17 protein-coding genes are annotated in these 17960 nt (G+C 68.6%); 6 read left to right on the top strand and 11 right to left on the bottom strand.

Going from position 1 to position 17960, the window contains the following annotated elements; all coding sequences use genetic code 11:
* Positions 1-23: 23 nt before the first annotated feature.
* The 3 genes from ACZ5QD_RS00730 to ACZ5QD_RS00720 all read left to right on the top strand — a co-directional run bounded on the left by ACZ5QD_RS00730 (position 24) and on the right by ACZ5QD_RS00720 (position 3871).
* Positions 24-1388, top strand: a complete 1365-nt coding sequence (locus ACZ5QD_RS00730; RefSeq protein WP_045538512.1) for a GH1 family beta-glucosidase — start codon at positions 24-26, stop codon at positions 1386-1388.
* On the top strand, positions 1385-2689 hold the full coding sequence (locus ACZ5QD_RS00725) for an MFS transporter (RefSeq protein ID WP_045538497.1): 1305 nt from the start codon (positions 1385-1387) through the stop codon (positions 2687-2689). Before ACZ5QD_RS00730 ends, ACZ5QD_RS00725 begins: the two co-directional genes overlap by 4 nt.
* Positions 2690-2752: 63 nt before the next feature.
* Entirely contained in the window at positions 2753-3871 is a 1119-nt protein-coding gene (locus ACZ5QD_RS00720; protein WP_045538511.1) for a beta-ketoacyl-ACP synthase 3, read from the top strand.
* A gap of 37 nt (positions 3872-3908) precedes the next feature.
* On the opposite strand, the gene ACZ5QD_RS00715 is transcribed toward ACZ5QD_RS00720, so the two are convergent.
* The 7 genes from ACZ5QD_RS00715 to ACZ5QD_RS00685 form a co-directional block, all read right to left on the bottom strand.
* Complete coding sequence (locus ACZ5QD_RS00715; RefSeq protein ID WP_006897693.1) at positions 3909-4670, bottom strand: ABC transporter permease; 762 nt, start codon at positions 4668-4670, stop codon at positions 3909-3911.
* Entirely contained in the window at positions 4654-5658 is a 1005-nt protein-coding gene (locus ACZ5QD_RS00710) for a daunorubicin resistance protein DrrA family ABC transporter ATP-binding protein (RefSeq protein WP_006897692.1), read from the bottom strand. The genes ACZ5QD_RS00715 and ACZ5QD_RS00710 overlap by 17 nt, the downstream gene beginning before the upstream one ends.
* A 105-nt stretch (positions 5659-5763) precedes the next feature.
* Positions 5764-6408, bottom strand: a complete 645-nt coding sequence (locus tag ACZ5QD_RS00705) for a PadR family transcriptional regulator (RefSeq protein ID WP_039867912.1) — start codon at positions 6406-6408, stop codon at positions 5764-5766.
* Between the two features lie 88 nt (positions 6409-6496).
* Positions 6497-7093: a TetR/AcrR family transcriptional regulator gene (locus ACZ5QD_RS00700; protein ID WP_006897690.1), complete on the bottom strand. Its 597-nt coding sequence runs from the start codon at positions 7091-7093 to the stop codon at positions 6497-6499.
* A complete protein-coding gene (locus ACZ5QD_RS00695; protein WP_006897689.1) occupies positions 7090-7959 on the bottom strand; it encodes an ABC transporter ATP-binding protein in 870 nt (289 codons plus the stop codon). Before ACZ5QD_RS00695 ends, ACZ5QD_RS00700 begins: the two co-directional genes overlap by 4 nt.
* Positions 7956-8798: an ABC transporter ATP-binding protein gene (locus ACZ5QD_RS00690; protein WP_006897688.1), complete on the bottom strand. Its 843-nt coding sequence runs from the start codon at positions 8796-8798 to the stop codon at positions 7956-7958. Before ACZ5QD_RS00690 ends, ACZ5QD_RS00695 begins: the two co-directional genes overlap by 4 nt.
* Complete coding sequence (locus ACZ5QD_RS00685; protein WP_006897687.1) at positions 8795-9853, bottom strand: ABC transporter permease; 1059 nt, start codon at positions 9851-9853, stop codon at positions 8795-8797. Before ACZ5QD_RS00685 ends, ACZ5QD_RS00690 begins: the two co-directional genes overlap by 4 nt.
* A 161-nt stretch (positions 9854-10014) precedes the next feature.
* Between ACZ5QD_RS00685 and ACZ5QD_RS00680 the strand changes: the two genes are divergently transcribed.
* Positions 10015-11034 (top strand): beta-ketoacyl-ACP synthase III, encoded by a 1020-nt coding sequence (locus tag ACZ5QD_RS00680; protein WP_045538489.1) that lies wholly within the window; start codon positions 10015-10017, stop codon positions 11032-11034.
* Between the two features lie 66 nt (positions 11035-11100).
* Here ACZ5QD_RS00680 and ACZ5QD_RS00675 read toward each other — a convergent pair whose 3' ends face one another.
* Positions 11101-11898, bottom strand: a complete 798-nt coding sequence (locus ACZ5QD_RS00675; RefSeq protein WP_464367021.1) for a TSUP family transporter — start codon at positions 11896-11898, stop codon at positions 11101-11103.
* Between the two features lie 45 nt (positions 11899-11943).
* Between ACZ5QD_RS00675 and ACZ5QD_RS00670 the strand changes: the two genes are divergently transcribed.
* Together ACZ5QD_RS00670 and ACZ5QD_RS00665 are read left to right on the top strand one after the other, a co-directional pair.
* Entirely contained in the window at positions 11944-13554 is a 1611-nt protein-coding gene (locus ACZ5QD_RS00670) for a peptide chain release factor 3 (RefSeq protein WP_045537770.1), read from the top strand.
* The gene (locus ACZ5QD_RS00665; protein ID WP_464367020.1) at positions 13554-14213 is read left to right on the top strand and encodes a hypothetical protein; all 660 of its coding nucleotides are present in this window, start codon (positions 13554-13556) and stop codon (positions 14211-14213) included. The genes ACZ5QD_RS00670 and ACZ5QD_RS00665 overlap by 1 nt, the downstream gene beginning before the upstream one ends.
* A gap of 17 nt (positions 14214-14230) precedes the next feature.
* Here the strand turns inward: ACZ5QD_RS00665 and ACZ5QD_RS00660 are convergent, their stop codons facing one another.
* The 3 genes from ACZ5QD_RS00660 to ACZ5QD_RS00650 form a co-directional block, all read right to left on the bottom strand.
* On the bottom strand, positions 14231-15229 hold the full coding sequence (locus tag ACZ5QD_RS00660; protein WP_006897681.1) for an enoyl-CoA hydratase/isomerase family protein: 999 nt from the start codon (positions 15227-15229) through the stop codon (positions 14231-14233).
* Between the two features lie 80 nt (positions 15230-15309).
* Positions 15310-15963, bottom strand: coding sequence for a DUF4282 domain-containing protein (locus ACZ5QD_RS00655; RefSeq protein ID WP_278126395.1), 654 nt, complete (start codon positions 15961-15963; stop codon positions 15310-15312).
* Between the two features lie 160 nt (positions 15964-16123).
* Positions 16124-17941: an ABC-F family ATP-binding cassette domain-containing protein gene (locus tag ACZ5QD_RS00650; protein WP_222111721.1), complete on the bottom strand. Its 1818-nt coding sequence runs from the start codon at positions 17939-17941 to the stop codon at positions 16124-16126.
* Positions 17942-17960 lie beyond the last annotated feature (19 nt).

The following is a 17960-nucleotide window of genomic DNA, read 5'->3' as shown; positions in this document are numbered from 1 at the left end:
GCGACATGAAGGAGGTCATCGGTATGACGGCGCCCGCAGGCGACACCAGAACCGACATCCCCGGGCTGCCCCGCCCGATCCGCTGGTCGGCGGCTACGGCGGCGTTCCAGATCGAGGGTGCGCGCGACGAAGGCGGCCGCGGTCGGTCGGTGTGGGATCTGTGGGTGCAGACGCCCGGCAAGGTGATCGACGGTTCCACCGCCGAACCCGGCCCCGACAGCTATCACCGGTGGGCCGAGGACGTCGCGCTCGCCGCCGGCCTCGGGCTCGACCGCTACCGGTTCTCCATCTCCTGGACCCGGGTGCAGCCAGACGGCACCGGGCCGTCGAACCCCGCGGGCCTGGACTATTACTCGCGACTGGTCGACGATCTGCTCGCGGCGGGCGTCACGCCCTTTCCCACGCTGTATCACTGGGATCTGCCGGTGCCGATTCACGAGGCCGGCGGCTGGTGCTCACGCGACACCGCCGCACGCTTCGCGGACTACACGGCACTCGTCGCCGACCGGCTCGGCGACCGGGTGAAGAACTGGTACACGATCAACGAACCCGCGATGACCACCCTCCAGGGCTACGCCGTCGGCGCGCTCGCGCCCGGAGAGTTCCTGCTCTTCGACGCCCTCCCGACCGCCCATCACCAACTGCTGGCTCACGGTCTCGCCGCCCGAGCGCTGCGGGCGGCCGGAGCCGACGCCGTCGGCGTCGCCAACAACCACACGCACGTCCGGCCGCTGAATCCCGAGTCCCCCGCCGATCGTTCGGCCGTGGACGCCTACGACCTGCTCCACAATCGGATCTTCGCCGATCCGATTCTCACCGGCGCGTACCCGGACCTGTCCGCGTTCGGCCACGAGATGCCGGTGCGCGAGGGCGACATGGAGACGATCGGCCAGGCGCCCGACTTCTACGCGGTCAACTTCTACAACCCGACGACGGTGACCGCTCCGACGGGCGAGGACAATCCGATCCCCTTCGACATCGTCCCCACCCCGGGGGCACCGGTCACCGGATTCGGCGACGAGTGGCCGATCGTCCCCGAAGCGCTCACCGCGCTACTCGTCGACTTCACCGAGCGCTATCGCGACCTCCCGCCCCTGATCGTCAGTGAGAACGGCGCCTCGTTCCCCGAGCCGGACCGTGCCGCACGCGTCGACGACTCTGACCGGATCTCGTATCTGGACGGTCATATCCGCGCGGTGGGAGCGGCCATCGCGGCCGGCGCCGACGTCGAGGAGTACACGGTGTGGTCGCTGATCGACAACTTCGAGTGGGCCGACGGCTTCACCCAGCGCTTCGGCCTGGTTCACGTCGACTTCGACACCGCCGAGCGCACGCCCAAGGCCTCCTACGACTGGTACCGCCGCGTCATCGAGGGGAACCGCGCGTGAACCGCCCCGCCCCGATCGGGCGCCGCTGGATGACGCTGTTCACGCTCGCCTGGCTGGTGATCTGGATGGCGCAGCTGACACCCCTGCAACTGCTGTTGCCGCTGCAACTCGACTCGCAGACCTCCGACGACGGCGACCGCTGGATCCACAGCGTGGTGGTGTCCGGCCTCATCCTCGGCATCGGCGCCCTGGCGGGCGTGGTCGCCGGTCCGCTCGCGGGTGCCGCGTCCGACCGCACCGACGGCTCCCGGTTCCCGTCGTGGCTGGGCGGCCGACGCCGAGTCTGGGCGCTCGGCGGCAGTTGGGGCATCGCGATCTTCCTCGCGCTGACCGGCCTCGCCCACCGTCCCTGGCTGGTGGCGATCTGCTGGGTCGGGGTCTCGGTGGCAGTAGCGGTGGCATCGGCGGCGTTCACCGCGATGATCCCCGATCAGCTGGCGCCCGACCAGCGCGGCGCGGCCTCGGCGGCCATCGGTTCCTCGCAGGCCCTCGGCATCGTCCTGGGCGTGGGCACGGTGGTGGTCCTCGGCCTCGATGTCCTGCCCGGTTATCTGGTGCTGGCCGCACTCGTCGTCGTGGTCGGCACGTGGGCGTCGATGGGCCTGCCCGATCGCCCGGCGCCGCGCAGCGAACTCGCGATCGGCATCACCGACCGCCCACGCTGGGCGTCCTTGCGAGACCGCGACTTCTGCTGGATGCTCGGCGGTCGACTCATCGCCAACGTCGGCAACGCACTCGGAACATCGTTGTTCCTGTTCTTCCTCCTCTACGGCCTGCACCAGGACAAGGACGCGGCCGAGGACAATCTGCTGATCCTGATCGTCGTGTACACGATCTTCGTGGTCGGCAGCTCCGTGATCTTCGGGATGATCTCCGACCGTCGGGGCCACCGCCGGACGCTCACCGTCGTCGCGGCGATGGTCCAGGCCTGTTCGGGACTGGTGATCCTCGCGCATCCCACGTATGCGGTCACGATGGCCGGCGCGGCTCTCATGGGTGTCGGCTACGGCGCGTTCATGACCGTCGGCCTCGCCTTCGCCACCGATCTGCTGCCGCACGTGGAGGATCACGGCCGGGACCTCGGCATCGTCAACGTCTCCGCGGCCCTGGGTCAGTTGGTCGGGCCCATGCTGGGAGCGGGACTGGTCGCCGCGGTCGGCGGATTCTGGCTGGTCTTCGCGATGGCATGTGTGTTGTCCGTGGTCGGAGGCCTGATGACGCTGGGCGCCCGGAACACCGACTCCGCCCCCGCGGTCGTCGAGCCGACATCCTCTGCCGACGCCGGTTCGGCCCGGAAGTAGAATTACGCCCGAGTGTCCGGCGCACCACGGTCGCCGGAATCGAGCAATGAGAACGGACGAATCTTGGCGACATTGGCTACCCCGTCGGGCCACCCGAACGTTGCGATGCTGGGCATCGGCGCATACCGCCCCAAGCGACTGATCACCAACGACCAGCTGTGCCGGGTGCTCGACTCGTCCGACGACTGGATCTTCGAGCGCAGCGGCATCCGCAACCGTCGCTGGATCAGCGGCGACGAGACGATGCGGAGCATGTCAGCGGCGGCCGCCGATCGCGCGATCGTCAACTCGGGTGTCGATCGCGAGAAGATCGATCTGATCATCCTCGCCACCAGCAGCTGGCCGTGGAACGTCCCGCACGGAGCCCCGATCATCGCCTCCGACATCGGCCTCAACGGCATCCCCGCCTTCGATGTGGCGGCAGGCTGCGGCGGCTTCGGTTACGCCCTCGGCGTCGCCGCCGACGCGCTCCGCGCGGGCAGCGCACACTATGCCGTCGTCATCGGCGTCGAGACCATGTCCGTCGGTCTCGACCCGACCGACCGCAGCACCGGATTCATCTTCGGAGACGGGGCCGGAGCGGTGGTCGTGGGGCCGAGCGAGGTGAACGGAATCTCCCCGGTGGTGTCCGGCAGCGACGGCGAGAACGCCGAGGCCATCGCGCAGAACATCAACACCGTCGACTACATGGCACGATCGGTCGAGTACCAGGAGAAGGACCCGCAGACCGATCCCGTCGGGCGGATGATCATCAAGATGGAGGGGCCCAGGGTGTTCCGCTGGGCCGCCATCACCCTGCCCAAGGCGCTGACCAAGCTGCTCACCGAGTCGGGTGCGGGGCCCTCGGACATCGAGGTCTTCGTCCCGCACCAGGCCAACGCCCGGATCAACGAGCTGATGCGGAAGAATCTCGGCCTGCCCGACGACCTGCCGATGGCGGGCGACATCGAGAACACCGCGAACACGTCGGCGGCCTCGATCCCGCTGGCCATCGAGGAGATGCTGGCGACCGGCAAGGCCCAGGGCGGCCAGTTGGCCCTCATCCTCGGCTTCGGCGCGGGTCTGAGCTACGCCGGCTGCGTGGCGACACTTCCGCCGGCACCGACCGTCTCGTCCTTCGACGGGCTCGACGAGGCCGAGCCGGGACCCCTCGCCGCGCATCTGGCCGGCATCGTCGACTGACGCCGGCCCCTGACGGGTCGACTGACGCCGGTCGCGCTCAGGCGTTCTCCTTCCGGAAGACGCTGGTGCCCCACCATCCGCCCAGGGCGCTGAGCACAATCGCCGCCAGCAGACCCCACGCCACCTGCGACGACATCACGTCGCCGAGGAACGAACTGCGCACGGAGTCCACGATCCAGCGGAAGGGCATGAAGTCCGACACGCGCTCGAGCCACGCCGGCCCGAGAGTCATCGGCAGGAGGATGCCCGACAGCAGCAGGATCGGCATCAGCAGCATGTTGAGGACCGGCGCCATCACGTCCTCGCTCTTGGTGGTGAGCGCCAAGGCGTTCGACGCGGCGGCGCAGGCACCGCCGACCAACAGCGTGATGACGATGCCGAGAACGATGCCCGGCACCGAGGCCCGCATTCCCATCGCGTAGCCGAGAGCCACGAGGATCAGTGCCTGGACGAGCAGCTGCAGGAGGTCGCGCAGGAGCCGGCCGCACAGCAGCGAGGTCCGGCCGGCCGGTGTCACGCGCTCGGCTTCGATGACGCCCTCACGCCACTCGCCGATCAGCCCGAACCCGGCGAACATGGCACCGAACATTCCGAGCTGCACCAGCAGACCGGGAACGAGGAAGGTGTACGCGTTGTCGCCGACTCCCGGGAACTGCGCGACCAGCGGTTTCAGCAACGGCCCGAAGAGGACCAGATACATCACCGGTTGCATGATGCCGATGAGAACCCACGCGGGATTGCGCAGATTCATCCGCAGCTGCCGGCGGAAGACGATGTACGACTCACGCAGAAATCTCATCGGACATCTCCTCGGTGTCGGCAGCGGCCTCCGCATCGCGAAGACTGCGGCCGGTCAGGGTCAGGAAGACATCGTCGAGAGTCGGCCGCATGATCTCGATGGACTCGATCGTGTTGCCGCTCGCCTCGAGTTCGCGCAACAGCCCCGGCACCACCTTCGCCGACCCGCGGAGCCGGGCCCGGACTCCGACGCCGTCGACGCGGATCTCAGTGGCACCGAGCGACTCCAGTTGCGCCGCCGCGCGTGCGACGGGTTCACCGGCGCCGAACTCCAGGTGCACCAGATCGCCGGACACCTGTGACTTGAGGTTCTCCGGTGTGTCGGCCGCGACGATCCGGCCGTTGTCGATGATCATGATCCGGTCCGAGAGCGCGTCCGCCTCATCCAGGTAATGCGTGGTCAGGAACACCGTGGCACCGCGCTCGGTGCGCAGCTTGGAGATGTGTTCCCACAGGTTCGCGCGCGCCTGCGGGTCCAGCCCCGTCGTCGGCTCGTCGAGGAAGACCAGCGTCGGATCGTGGATCAATCCCATCGCGATGTCGAGTCGGCGCCGCTGACCGCCCGACATGTTCTTGGGCATGCGATCCCACAGTCCGTCGAGTTGCAGTTGCGCGAACAGTTCCTTACCTCGTCGCACGGCGTCACGTCTGCTCATGCCGTACAACTGGCCGTGGTCGGCCACCTCGTCTCCGGCCAGCGCCTGAGAGAACGTCGCACCCATCTGGGAGACATAGCCGATGCTGCGCCGCACCTGAACCGACTCGGTGGTGACGTCGTACCCGTTGACCGTCGCGGTCCCCGCCGTCGGACGCAGGAGCGTAGTCAGCATTCGCAAGGTCGTCGTCTTGCCCGCGCCGTTGGGGCCGAGGAAGCCCACCACCTCCCCTTCGGCGATGTCCAGGTCGACGCCGTCGACCGCACGGACCTCGCGTTTGGACTTGCCCTTGCCGGTGACGAAAGTCGCGACGAGTCCGCGTGCGTGAATCATCCCGGTTCCTTCCGGTAGTCAAATTTGACTAGTCAATAGTGCGACGGCGGCAGGCGGCGTGTCAATGGCCGGTCATGTTCGGCGGGTGGTCGGTTCGGCGGGTAGTCAGTTCGGCGCGCGGTGCAGCGCCGCGCGATAGCGTTCGCGATCCTCGACGATCTGGTAGCCGGGGTCGTCGGCGGGCGGCGCCCACCGGCCGGTGTCCTCGAAGCTGAGCGCGCCGGAGGCGATGTCGGCGAGCACCCCGTCGAGCCAGTGCAGTTCCACCTCCGCGAACTGCTTCCACAGTGCCAGAGAGCGCAACGCGTGCGGCGGTGCGTAGGCCCGCCCGTCCTCCGGTGGCATGACGTCGCCGATGGCCCGGCGCACCGCGTCCCGGCGGGCGCGCAGAGCCGCTTCCGCGCGCCGGTCGCCGAGCATCGGGAGCAGTCCGAACGCGGCTTGGAAAGCGTGGCGGTCGTAGATGTTCACCTCCGAGACCCCGGCGACGATCGCGTCCTCCAGCACTACCCTGCCTGCTTCGGCGAGTTCGTACACCACCACGTCGCGACCGCCGTCGCCGATCGTGTGATCGATCAGGAGCCCCTGGCCCGCCAGAGATCGCAGAGCGTGGTAGATCGATCCGGGATTGATGCTCGCCCAGGCGTCGACCTGCCACGACATCAGCTCGCGCCGGATCTGATAGCCGTTCACCGGCTCGAACAATCCGACCGCGCCGAGCACCAGGAGCCGAGTGGTCGTGACGGACATACCTGTCACGGTAATCCGGTCAGTGCCGGAGCGGACGCACTACCCGGCGGCGCTAGATGTCCGGGGAGTACAGCTGACATGGAGGTGTCTAGAGGTCGCCCGTCAGATAGTGATCCATCACCGGCCCCACCTGGCGGGCGAGCTCGTCCGGCGTCGCACTCGCGATCTCGGGTAGCGCGAAGACGTAGCGGGCCATCACCAGGCCCAGCATCTGGCTCGCGACCAGCGAGATCCTCCGCTGCCTCTGATCGCCTCGCGCCGCGTCGTGCAGGACTCGTCCGGCCGCACCGAGGAAGAACTCCCGCACTCTGCCCGCGACCTCGTCGTCCGTCGCCGCCACACGCAGCATCGCGATCGCGCGCAGCCGCTGCTCCGGATTCTCCTCCCAGAAGCCGATGGCGCGGCGAACGAGCGCGACGCCGACGTCCGTCGACTCCGCGACCCCGGCCAGGATGTCGGCCGGATCGCGCTCCGGAGTCAGCGCCGCCACCAGCAGGCCCGATTTGGTTCCGAAGTAGTGGTGGATCAACGCGGCGTCGACGCCGGCGGCCCGCGCGACCTCGCGCATCGACGTGCGGTCGAATCCCTTGGCGGCGAAAAGCTCCCGGGCAGCGTCGAGGATCGCACCGCGAGTCCGGCCGGCTCCGTCGTCGCCCGGCGGCCGCCCCCTGGTGCGTGCGTTCACAGCGCCGGCCGTTCCCGGGCGAGAACCAGCATCCGTTCCTCGATGGTGGCTCGGACGGGTTCGCACTCGGCGGAGACTCCCGCGGCATCGAGTACCGCGTCGATCTGCGCCGGATCGGTGTCGGGCACTCGGATGTCGCGGCCGGCCAGGATCACCGGCACGTCGGCGTCGTTCAACGCCGCGAAGGCCGCCGCCCAGTCGTCGGTGCGAACGGCGATCGCGCGGGTGTCGCCGATGATGTCGTCCTCGCTGCCCGACCCGACCAGCCGGCCGCCGACCATCAGAAGCAGCCGGTCGCACTGCTGCGCTTCCTCCATGTAGTGCGTCGTGACCAGCACCCCGACGCCGGCCTCCGCCTGCTGACGGATGGTGTCCCACAGCCGGGCGCGGGCGAGGGCGTCGACGCCGGACGTCGGTTCGTCGAGAACGAGGACTTCCGGTCGGTGAGCGAGGGCGATGGCGAACGCCGCCTGCCGCTGGGCGCCCAGGGACAGATCCCGCACGAGGGTGCGCCGCACGTCGGAGAACCGGCCGGGCAGTTCGGCGTTCTGCGCGCGGTAGGCGTCGGCGCTGAACTCCAGGTTCTCCTCCACCGTGAGGTCGGTGTAGAGCCCCAGGTTCTGCGGAACGTAGCCCAATCGTGCACGACGATCCCGATCCGGCGCGCCGCCGAGGACCTCGACGGAGCCCTCGGACGCCGCCGACAGGCCCAGAAGCATGCGGATGAGCGTGGTCTTCCCCGCTCCGTTGGCCCCGATGAGCCCGACCACCTCGCCTGCTTCGACGCTCATCGACACATCGTCGACAGCGGTGACGTCGCCGAATCGCCGGGTCACCGACCGCGCCCGCAGCACCGGTTCACTCATGCCGTCACCTCCCGTCGCATCCGGTCGGCGAGCGACAGTGAGATGACGATGTCCTCCAGATCGGGGTCCACCGGTTCGAGATCCACCGGGCGGGTCTCGCCGCCGGGCCGTTCGTCGGGCCAGTAATCGTGACGCTCGCGTCCCCGGCGCCATGACCACTCCGGTCGCGCAGGCTGTGCCGAGCGAGTGACGACTCCGGTGAATCCGGAGCGCACGTCGTCATAGGAGCCCTGTGTCAGAACCCGTCCGGAGTCGAGGACCACCAGGTGCCCGGCGCGTTCGGCCTCGTCCAGGTACGTCGTCGACATCAGGACCGCGGCGCCTTCCGCCGCCGCCTCGGAGATCATCCGCCACAGATCGATGCGGCTGACCGGATCGACTCCGGTGCTCGGCTCGTCCATGACCAGCAGCTCGGGCCGGTGCAACATCGCCATGGCCGCTCCCAGTTTGCGGCGCATACCGCCGGATAGCGCGGAGGCGGTCCGGTCCGCCGCGTCCGCGAGGCCGGCACGCCCGATCAGTTCGTCGCACCGCCGGTCGAGCTCGGTTCCGCGCAGGCCGTAGATCCCGCCGACGAACTCCAGGTTCTGCCGCACCGTCAGCGCCGCCCAGCTGCCCGGGCCCGCGGCGAGGAATCCGATGTGGTTCTTCCGCGGCGCACGCACCGTGCCCGTCGTCGGCGCGAGTTCACCGACCACGGTGCGCAGCAGCGTCGACTTGCCCGCGCCGTCGCCGCCGACCAGTGCGACGACCGTCCCGGCCGGCGCCCGCACGGACACATCGTCGAGGGCCGTCCGGTCACCGAACCGCACGCTCACCCCGTCGATCTCGGCGATCATTCGGCGCCCGCCTCGCTCGCCGCGTTGTGCACCTTCGGCGCGTTGGGAGCGAGATCACGCCGGAAGCGGAGCGTCGCCCCGGTGAACACCACGACGGCCATCACCGCCAGGACCACCAACGGGAGCCACAGCGACGAGATCGGCGCATCGCGCAGCATCACTCCCTGGGAGATCATCGTGAAATAGGTCAGCGGCAGCAGATAACCGATCCACCGCACGCCCGCGGCCATCGCTTCCAGCGGAAAGATCATGCCGGAGAGCAGAATCTGCGGCATCAACAGCATGAATGCGGTCTGAATCGCCTGCCCGGTGGTCTGGGAGACGGTCGAGATGAAGACTCCCAACCCGAGGACCACGAACAGGAAGAGCGCCGATCCCAGCGCGAATATCAGCACGTTCCCGTTGAACGGGACGTCGAACAACAGCATGCCGAGGACGGTCACGATGATCAGGTCGACCGCCGCGAGCAGGAAGTACGGCACGATCTTTCCGAGAATCACCTGACTCGGCCGGATCGGCATCACCGCGAGTTGTTCCAGTGTGCCAGCCTCCCGCTCCCGCACCAGACCGATGCTGGTGATGATGGTGCCGATGAACGTGAGGATCAGACCGATGATCGCGGGCACCATCACCCACGACGTCTTCAGATCCGGGTTGAAGAGGACCTCGACGTGGACCCGGTCGCCGAACTTGTTGAGCACCCCGACGCTCGACTGGGCGGCGAACATGTTCGACCCGTCGACGAACGCCGTCGCCTGCTCCCCGGGACCGGCGGGGGCCACCACCGCGACATCGACCTCGTTCTCGCGCAGCAGGTCCTTCGCTTCTGCGGCCGTGCGGTCGGGGTAGGTATCGGTGACATCGAAGTACCCGGGCAGCGACTGCGCCACCTGTGTCGCCGTCGGCCCGACCACCGCGGTCTTGACCGACGAGACGTAGAAGTTGGCCGCGTACCCGAAGATCACCAGCAGCAGAAGCGGCAGGACGATCAGCATGGCCATCGTGCGGGGGTCTCGCCTGAGTTCGCGGAACTCCTTGAGGATCATCGCGCGCATAGGACCATCTGACCACTGCGAGCCACTCTGGTCAACGCTTGATGAATATTTTTCCGACCCACTCGGCGCCTCGCGTTACTTCCAGGTAACTGCGCGGCCGTGAGAGCGTGGAAGACAAAGGTGTGCTCCGGCACACATGCCTAGCGATCGGAGACCCAGATATGGCCGAATTGCCTGAAGCCGTCGGCACACAGATGATCGGCATGCTCGGGATCGGCGCCCACCGCCCCGAGCGCGTCGTCACCAACGACGAGATCTGCGAGCACATCGACTCCTCGGACGAATGGATCTACACCCGCACCGGCATCAAGAGCCGGCGGTTCGCGCGCCGGGACGAGACCGTGGTGGAGATGGGCGTCAACGCCGGCCGCAAGGCGATCGCCAACGCCCTCCTTTCGGGCGCGGACATCGATGCGGTCATCCTCGCCACCAACACCCATCTGCTGCTGACGCCCGCCGGCGCCGTCGCGATCGCCACCGAACTCGGTGCCAACGGAGTCCCCGCGTTCGACGTCACCGTCGGCTGCGCCGGATTCGGCTACGCGCTGTCGCTGGCCTCCGACATGGTGCGCGGCGGCAGCGCCACTCACGTACTGGTGGTCGGTGCCGAACAACTGTCGGTGACTCTGGACATGACCGACCGCACCAACTGCTTCATCTTCGGCGACGGCGCGGGCGCCGTGGTGGTCGGCCCCACCGAGAAGCAGGGCCTCGGCCCGGTGGTGTGGGGAAGCGACGGAACCCAGTTCAACGCGATCCGGCAGGACATCGACTGGGTCAGCTACATGGACGCAGGCGACATCGAGAAGCGGCCGTACCTGCGGCTCGAGGGCACCGCCGTGTTCCGCTGGGCCGCGTTCGAGATGGGCAAGGCCGCTCAGCGCGCCCTCGACGTCGCCAAGGTCGACGCCGCCGACATCGACGTCTTCGTTCCGCATCAGGCCAATTCGCGGATCAACGAGTTGCTTGCGCGCAGTCTGAAGTTCCCCGAGTCGACTGTCGTGGCGAACGACATCGAGAAGACCGGCAACACCTCGGCGGCGTCGATTCCGCTCGCCATGGAGGACCTGCTCTCCACCGGGCAGGCCAAACCCGGCGACACGGCCCTCCTGCTCGGTTACGGCGCCGGGCTCAGCTACGCCGCTCAGGTCGTCACGATGCCGCCGATACCGTTCGAGTGAGAGCTCCGAGAATTTCGGCTCCCGCAGCGCTCTGTGAGACCGTTGCGGGAGCCGAAATTTCTTCGATCACCAGAACTGGTCGTAGGTGAGCTTGCCGGCCATCACCACGACCACCACGAGCAGCGCCACCCGAACCACGCCCGTGCCACGGCCGAGCACCAGCGTCGATCCCAGCACCGATCCGGCGATGTTGGCCGCGGCCAGGATCGCGCCCAGCGTCCACCACACGTTGCCCTGCACCGCGAAGACCACGAGTGCGCCGCCGTTGGTGGCAGTGTTCGCCACCTTCGCCAGCGTGGCACTGGTGAGGAAACTCTGGCCGAGAAGCGCCGTCAACGTGATGATCAGGAACATGCCGGTCCCCGGACCGAAGATTCCGTCGTAGAAGCCGATGACGCCGAAGGCCACCAGCGCCGCCGCGTAGCGGCCGCGCCGGATCGGTCTCGAACCGGCGGCGCTCGCCGACCCGAACTCCGGGCGGCGCGCCACGAAGAGACCGACCGCCACCATCAGCACGATGACCACCGGCCGCATCACGTCAGAACTGAGGGCTCCGGCGGCCAGCGCGCCGAGCGCGGCACACGAGGCGGCGACGGGCACGCTCGCCGCGGCGAGCCCGCGGTCGACCGGCACCCCCCGCAGGTACAGCACCGCCGCGGTCGCGGTCCCCCAGATCGCGGTGAGCTTGTTGGTGCCGAGTGCCGTCGCCGGCGCCATCGACGGAAAGACGATGAGCAGCAGCGGGATCAGCACCAGTCCGCCTCCGCCGACCACCGCGTCGATCCAGCCCGCGACCACCGCGCCGCCGATCAACAGGGTCAGCACGGCTGGATCGGGCAGCGGCACGGGGATTCCTTCGCTCACTCGGAGATTTTGCGTCTGACGTCGGCAGACAGATAGCGTAATCGAGTGAGTTCTGAGGTCATCGCACGCGAGGTGAAGCGCCGTCGAACCTTCGCCATCATCTCCCATCCCGACGCGGGCAAGTCGACGATGACCGAGGCTCTGGCGCTGCACGCCCGGATGATCAGCGAGGCAGGCGCGGTGCACGGCAAGGGCGGCCGCCGATCCACCGTCTCGGACTGGATGGAGATGGAGAAGGCACGCGGAATCTCCGTGAGCTCCACCGCACTCCAGTTCAGCTATTCGCCGGGCGACGCCGACGCCGCCGATGCACCGAACGTCATCAATCTCGTCGACACACCCGGTCACTCCGATTTCTCCGAGGACACCTACCGGGTGCTGACGGCGGTGGACGCGGCCGTCATGCTGATCGACGCGGCGAAGGGACTGGAGCCGCAGACGCTGAAGCTGTTCCAGGTCTGCCGCCACCGCGGAATCCCGGTCATCACCGTCGTGAACAAGTGGGACCGCCCCGGCCGAACCCCGCTGGAGCTGATCGACGAGATCAGCGAGCGCATCGGCCTGATCCCGACCCCGCTGTACGTTCCGGTCGGCATCGCCGGCGACTACCGCGGTCTGCTCGACCGCCGCACCGGCGACTACATCCACTTCGAGCGCACGGCGGGCGGAGCGAAGATCGCGCCGGAGGAACTCCTCACCGCCGACCAGGCGGCCGAGCGCGAGGGCGACGCGTGGGTGGCCGCCCGGGAGGAGAGCGAACTCCTCGCCGAGCTGGGCCAGGACCACGACCAGGAGATGTTCCTGGCGGGCCAGACGTCGCCGATGATCTTCACCTCGGCCATGCTGAACTTCGGCGTGCGGCAGCTGCTCGACGCCCTCGTCGAGTTCGCGCCGCCGCCGCGCGGGCGCGAGTCGATCGACGGCGTCGAGCGCGCCGTGACCGACCCGTTCAGCGCCGTCGTCTTCAAGGTCCAGGCCGGCATGGACACCAGTCACCGCGACCGCCTCGCCTACATGCGGATCGTGTCCGGCGAGTTCGAGCGCGGCATGGTCGTCACGCACGCGCAGACCGGCAAACCGTTCGCGACGAAGTACGCGCAGGCGGTGTTCGGGCGCGACCGCTCCACCGTCGACACCGCGTTCCCGGGCGACGTGGTCGGCCTGGTGAACGCGATGGCACTGGCCCCCGGCGACACGCTGTACATCGACCCCCGGATCCAGTACCCGCCGATCCCCTCGTTCGCTCCCGAACACTTCTCGTCGCTGCGCGTCACCACCGCCGACAAGTACAAGCAGTTCCGCAAGGCCGTCGACCAGATGGACGCCGAAGGCGTGGTCCAGGTGCTGCGCAACGACGTCCGCGGCGACGCCTCGCCGGTCCTGGCCGCCGTCGGCCCGATGCAGTTCGAGGTCGTCACCGCGCGAATCAAGGCGGAGTTCAACGTCGACACCATCATCGAACCGCTCGGATACAGCCTCGCCCGCCGCACCGACGAACAGAGCGCACCCGAGCTCAACCGTCAGCGCGGCGTCGAGGTCTTCACCCGCAGCGACGGCGCGATCCTCGCCCTGTTCTCCGACAAGTGGCGCCTGCAGTACATCGAGAAGGAACACCCCGATCTGCTGCTGGAGCCGCTGGTCGCCGCGGCCGACTGATGGTCCCGCTGCGCCGCGCCGCGGTGCCCCTGATGCTCCTGGGCCTGACCGCCTGCGGCACCGACGCGACGCCCGTCGACGAATCGGTCCCACCGCCTCCGCACAACGGGTCGACCAAGACGCTCGCCGACGGTGACTGCTCGGCGACACCCGCGGCCGGCCGGATCGTCCGGAGCGGTTACGGGCTGAACTATTCGCGCGGCACGATGACGGTCTCGGTGAAGCGTCCCGGCTCGCAGCGCTGCGTCGCCTTCGCCAAGTCCGGCCGCACCGACCCCGCGGTGCCGCCGGACACGCTGCTGTTCACCTTCACCGGAGACCGCGGCGAGGGCGGGCAACTGGAGTTCCTGGCGGTCGATCTCGCGGGTGGGATCCTCCCCTGGCCGGCCGGTGCGTCGGCCCGGGAGCCCGGGGCGCCTATCACCGCGACCGTCGGCGTCTCGCTCGACGGCACGTACTTCACATCCGCCACGTGCACGCTGCGGCTCGCAACCGTGACCGAGACGAGGGCTGCAGGTCGATTCGACTGCCCCGACGCGCTCGCTGCGCGGGCGAATCCCTTCGATCCCGACGACGACGTCTCCTACGACGATCCGACGGTCCCGGCGGCCCCACCCGAGTCGGCGGCGCTGTCGGGTCTGTTCACCGTGGAGAAGTAGGTCCGGACGCAGTCGCGCTAGGCGATGATCGCGGCGACGGTCGCGGCATCCACCTCTTCGACGGTCGCGGGCGAGAACGCCGGATTCCGGTCCTTGTCGACGAGGACCGCGCGGACGCCCTCGACGAAGTCGGGATGCCGGGTGATGCGGCCGGCCGCGGCCAGTTCACGGTCGAGACACTCGGCGAGCGATGAGGTCGCCCCCGCGGTGATCAGCCCGGCCGTCACCCACAGGCTGGTCGGTGACGCCGACGCCAGCAGATCGAGCATCTCCTCGGCCCACGCGTCACCGACCGCACCGCGCAGGCCGCCCACGATGCCGACGACGTTGTCGTCGTCGAAGTACTCGGCGATCTTGCGCAGCGGGAGATCGCTGGTGACCGGCCCACGATGGTCGGCGAGTGCGTCCCGCAGCGGGTCTCCGCGGCGGACGGCGTTCGCCACATCGTCGATCCGCTCCGACGGCACGAAATGAGTCGCGAGTCCGATGGCGACGGCATCGGCGCCGCGCAGGCGTGCGCCTGTCAGCCCGAGCCACATCCCGACGCCCTGCGGCAGACGCGGAAGGAAATACGTGGACCCCACATCGGGGAAGAACCCGATCGCGGTCTCCGGCATCGCGATCAACGCCTTCTCGGTGACCACCCGGACCTCGCCGTGCACGCTGATGCCCAGTCCACCACCCATGGCCGCACCGTCGACGAGGGCGACGTACGGCTTCGGGTACTCCGCGACGAGCTGGTTCAGCCGGTACTCGGCGGCGAAGTACCGGACCACCTCGTCGCTCTCACCGGCGAGCACGTGGTCGCGCACCACGCGGATGTCGCCGCCGGCGCAGAAGGCGCGATCACTCGAGGAGGTGACCAGCACGGTCTCGATCGCGTCGTCGTCGCCCCATTCCTCCAGCACGGAGTGCATCTCGGTGATCATCGACAGATCCAGGGCATTGAGCGCGCGGGGGCGGTCGAGGACGATCTCGCCGACGCCGCCGCGCACCTGGGTGCGGATGTAGGACATTCAGTCACGGTAGCGCAGCGTCCGTACCGCAGAAGAGAACGGGCGGGTCGAGCGACCGCTCGACCCGCCCGAGTATCCGATCAGCTGCGGGAGGTGTTCTCCGCGACGCGGCCGGTGTTCTCGGCGATACGAGCGGTGTTCTGGCTGATCTTGAAGATCGCGATGTACAGCTCGAAGATCACGCGCGCGAGGATCAGATAGATGAGGTACACCAGCGGCACGATGATCAGTGCCACGATCACCGTCAACAGGCCCGCGCCGACGTTGTCGCCCATCTCGGCGAAGCCGGAGATCACGCCGCCGATCAGTGCGATCGCGGCGATGATGGTGAACACGATCGTGACGATCATGTACAGCACCGGGATCACCCGGGTGGCGACCATCTTGCTGAACTGGAAGTCGAAGAGCGCCGACAGGAAGGAGCCGGACTCCTCCGGCGGCGGCTGGTGAGCGGCGCCGGGATCGACCGGGTAGGTCGGCTGGTTGTAGGCGCCGAACTGCTGCGTGTAATCGGACGGCTGGCCGTAGCCTCCGGGCTGCTGGCCGTACGTCTGCCCGTACTGGGGCTGACCGTACGGCGTCTGGCCGGGCTGGGATTGACCGGCCTGGGACTGACCGTAGTCGGGCTGACCGGGCTGGGACTGGCCGGGCTGCGGTTGACCGGGCTGGGACTGACCGTGATCGGGCTGCTCGCCCTCGGGCTGGTTGAACGGATCGTTAGGCGGAGTCGTCATACGTGAACCTCTCAGGAGTCATGCCTGATCGCCAGGTCGGCGACACTTGGTTGGAACAACGTAACAACTGGCTGTGACCCTCGCAGGCTCCCCGGCCGACACCGTCACGCGATGCGGTCGCGTCACGTGTCGGGCCGGCGGACGCGCACGCGCGCCGCGGTCACGAATCGAGCAGTTCGGCCGCCTCCATCCACTCGGTCTCGGCGATCTCCTTGGCCGCCACCACTTCCCGGAGTCTGGCGTCCAGATCGGCGAGCCGGTCGGGATCGACGGCGGCGTCGACCATCTCGGCGTGGAGCTTCTCCTCCTGCGCACTGAGCTTCTCCATCTGACGCTCCGCGCGGCCGAGTGCCTTGCGCGCCGCCTGGTGTTCGGCGGCCGAGAGTCCGCCGTCACCGGACGCGGGCTTCGGCTCGGCGGCCGGAGCGGATCGGCGGGCCGGAGCCGCATCGGTCTCGGCCGCCCGTCGTTCCAGGTACTGGTCGATTCCGCGCGGCAGGTTCGTCAGCGCGCCGTCGCCGAACAGCGCCCAGGTGCTGTCGCAGACCCGTTCGATCAGATACCGGTCGTGGCTGATCACGACCAGCGTTCCGGCCCAGGAGTCGAGCAGATCCTCCACCTGCTGGAGCGTGTCGATATCGAGGTCGTTGGTCGGCTCGTCGAGCAGCAGCACATTGGGTTCGGCCATCAGCACACGCGTGAACTGCAGGCGGCGACGTTCGCCGCCGGACAGGTCTCCGACCGGCGTGCGCTGTCGCGCCGGGGAGAACCCGAGCCGTTCCGCGAGCTGACTCGCCGACAACTCCTTGTCGCCGAGCGTCACATGACCGGCAACCTCTTCGACGGCGTCGAGCACGCGCAGGGTGGGATCGAGGTCGTCGAGTTCCTGACGCAGCCAGCCGATCGAGACGGTCTTGCCCTCGATGCGGCGGCCCGGCGACACCGGCACCTCGCCGGCGAGCGCCCGCAGGAGCGTGGTCTTGCCGGAACCGTTGACCCCGACGAGGCCGACCCGCTCCCCCGGCGCCAGCCGCCAGGTGGTGTCCTCGAGCAGCACTCGACCCTCGGCGCCGTCCGACGACGGTGCGGTGAGCCGCGCGTTCTCGAGTTCGATGACCACGCGGCCGAGGCGGCGCTTGGCGAATGCGGAGAGTTCGACGGTGTCGCGCGGCGGGGGCACGTTCGCGATCAGCTTCTCGGCCGCCTCCACCCGGTAACGCGGCTTGGACGTGCGCGCGGGCGCACCGCGCCGCAGCCACGCCAGTTCCTTGCGCGCGAGGTTGCGCCGGCGCTCCTCGGCGGCATCGGCCTGCCTGGCGCGTTCGGCGCGCGCGAAGATCCAGTCGTTGTAGCCGCCCTCGTATTCGTCTACGCGCCCGGAGTGGACCTCCCACGTGCGGGTGGCGACGGTGTCCAGGAACCAGCGGTCGTGAGTGACGACGATGAGCGCGCTGCGCCGGTTCACCAGATGTTCGGCGAGCCAGTGAACGCCCTCGATGTCGAGATGGTTGGTCGGTTCGTCGAGGATCAGCAGGTCGGAGTCGGTCACCAGCGCGGCCGCGAGGGCCGTCCGACGACGTTGCCCTCCGGAGAGTTCGCCCACCTTGCGGTCGAGGATCGCGTCGACCCCGATACCCGCGAGGATACCGCGGATCCGGGCGTCGCCGGCCCACTCGTGTTCGGGTGCGTCGGCGCCGACCACCGCGTCGGCGACGGTGATGCCGGGATCGAGGTCGCCGCCCTGAGTGACCGTCGCGATGTGGATGCCACCCGCCCGCGAGAGGCGCCCGGAATCGGGTTCGGTGATGCCCGCCAGGATCTCGAGCAGGGTCGTCTTACCGCCGCCGTTGAGCCCGACGACGCCGATGCGCTCACTCTCGTGCACGCCGACACTGACCTCGTCCAGAAGCGGCTTGATGCCGAAGCTCTTGCTGATGCGTTCGGCGTTGATCAGCGACGTATTGGTACGCGGGGGCATTCGTGCTTTCCGTTCAGTC

It is taken from the genome of Gordonia sp. J1A (genome assembly GCF_055393515.1).
The sequence above is the reverse complement of the archived record's forward strand: the minus strand, read 5'-3'. Positions and strand labels throughout refer to the sequence as shown.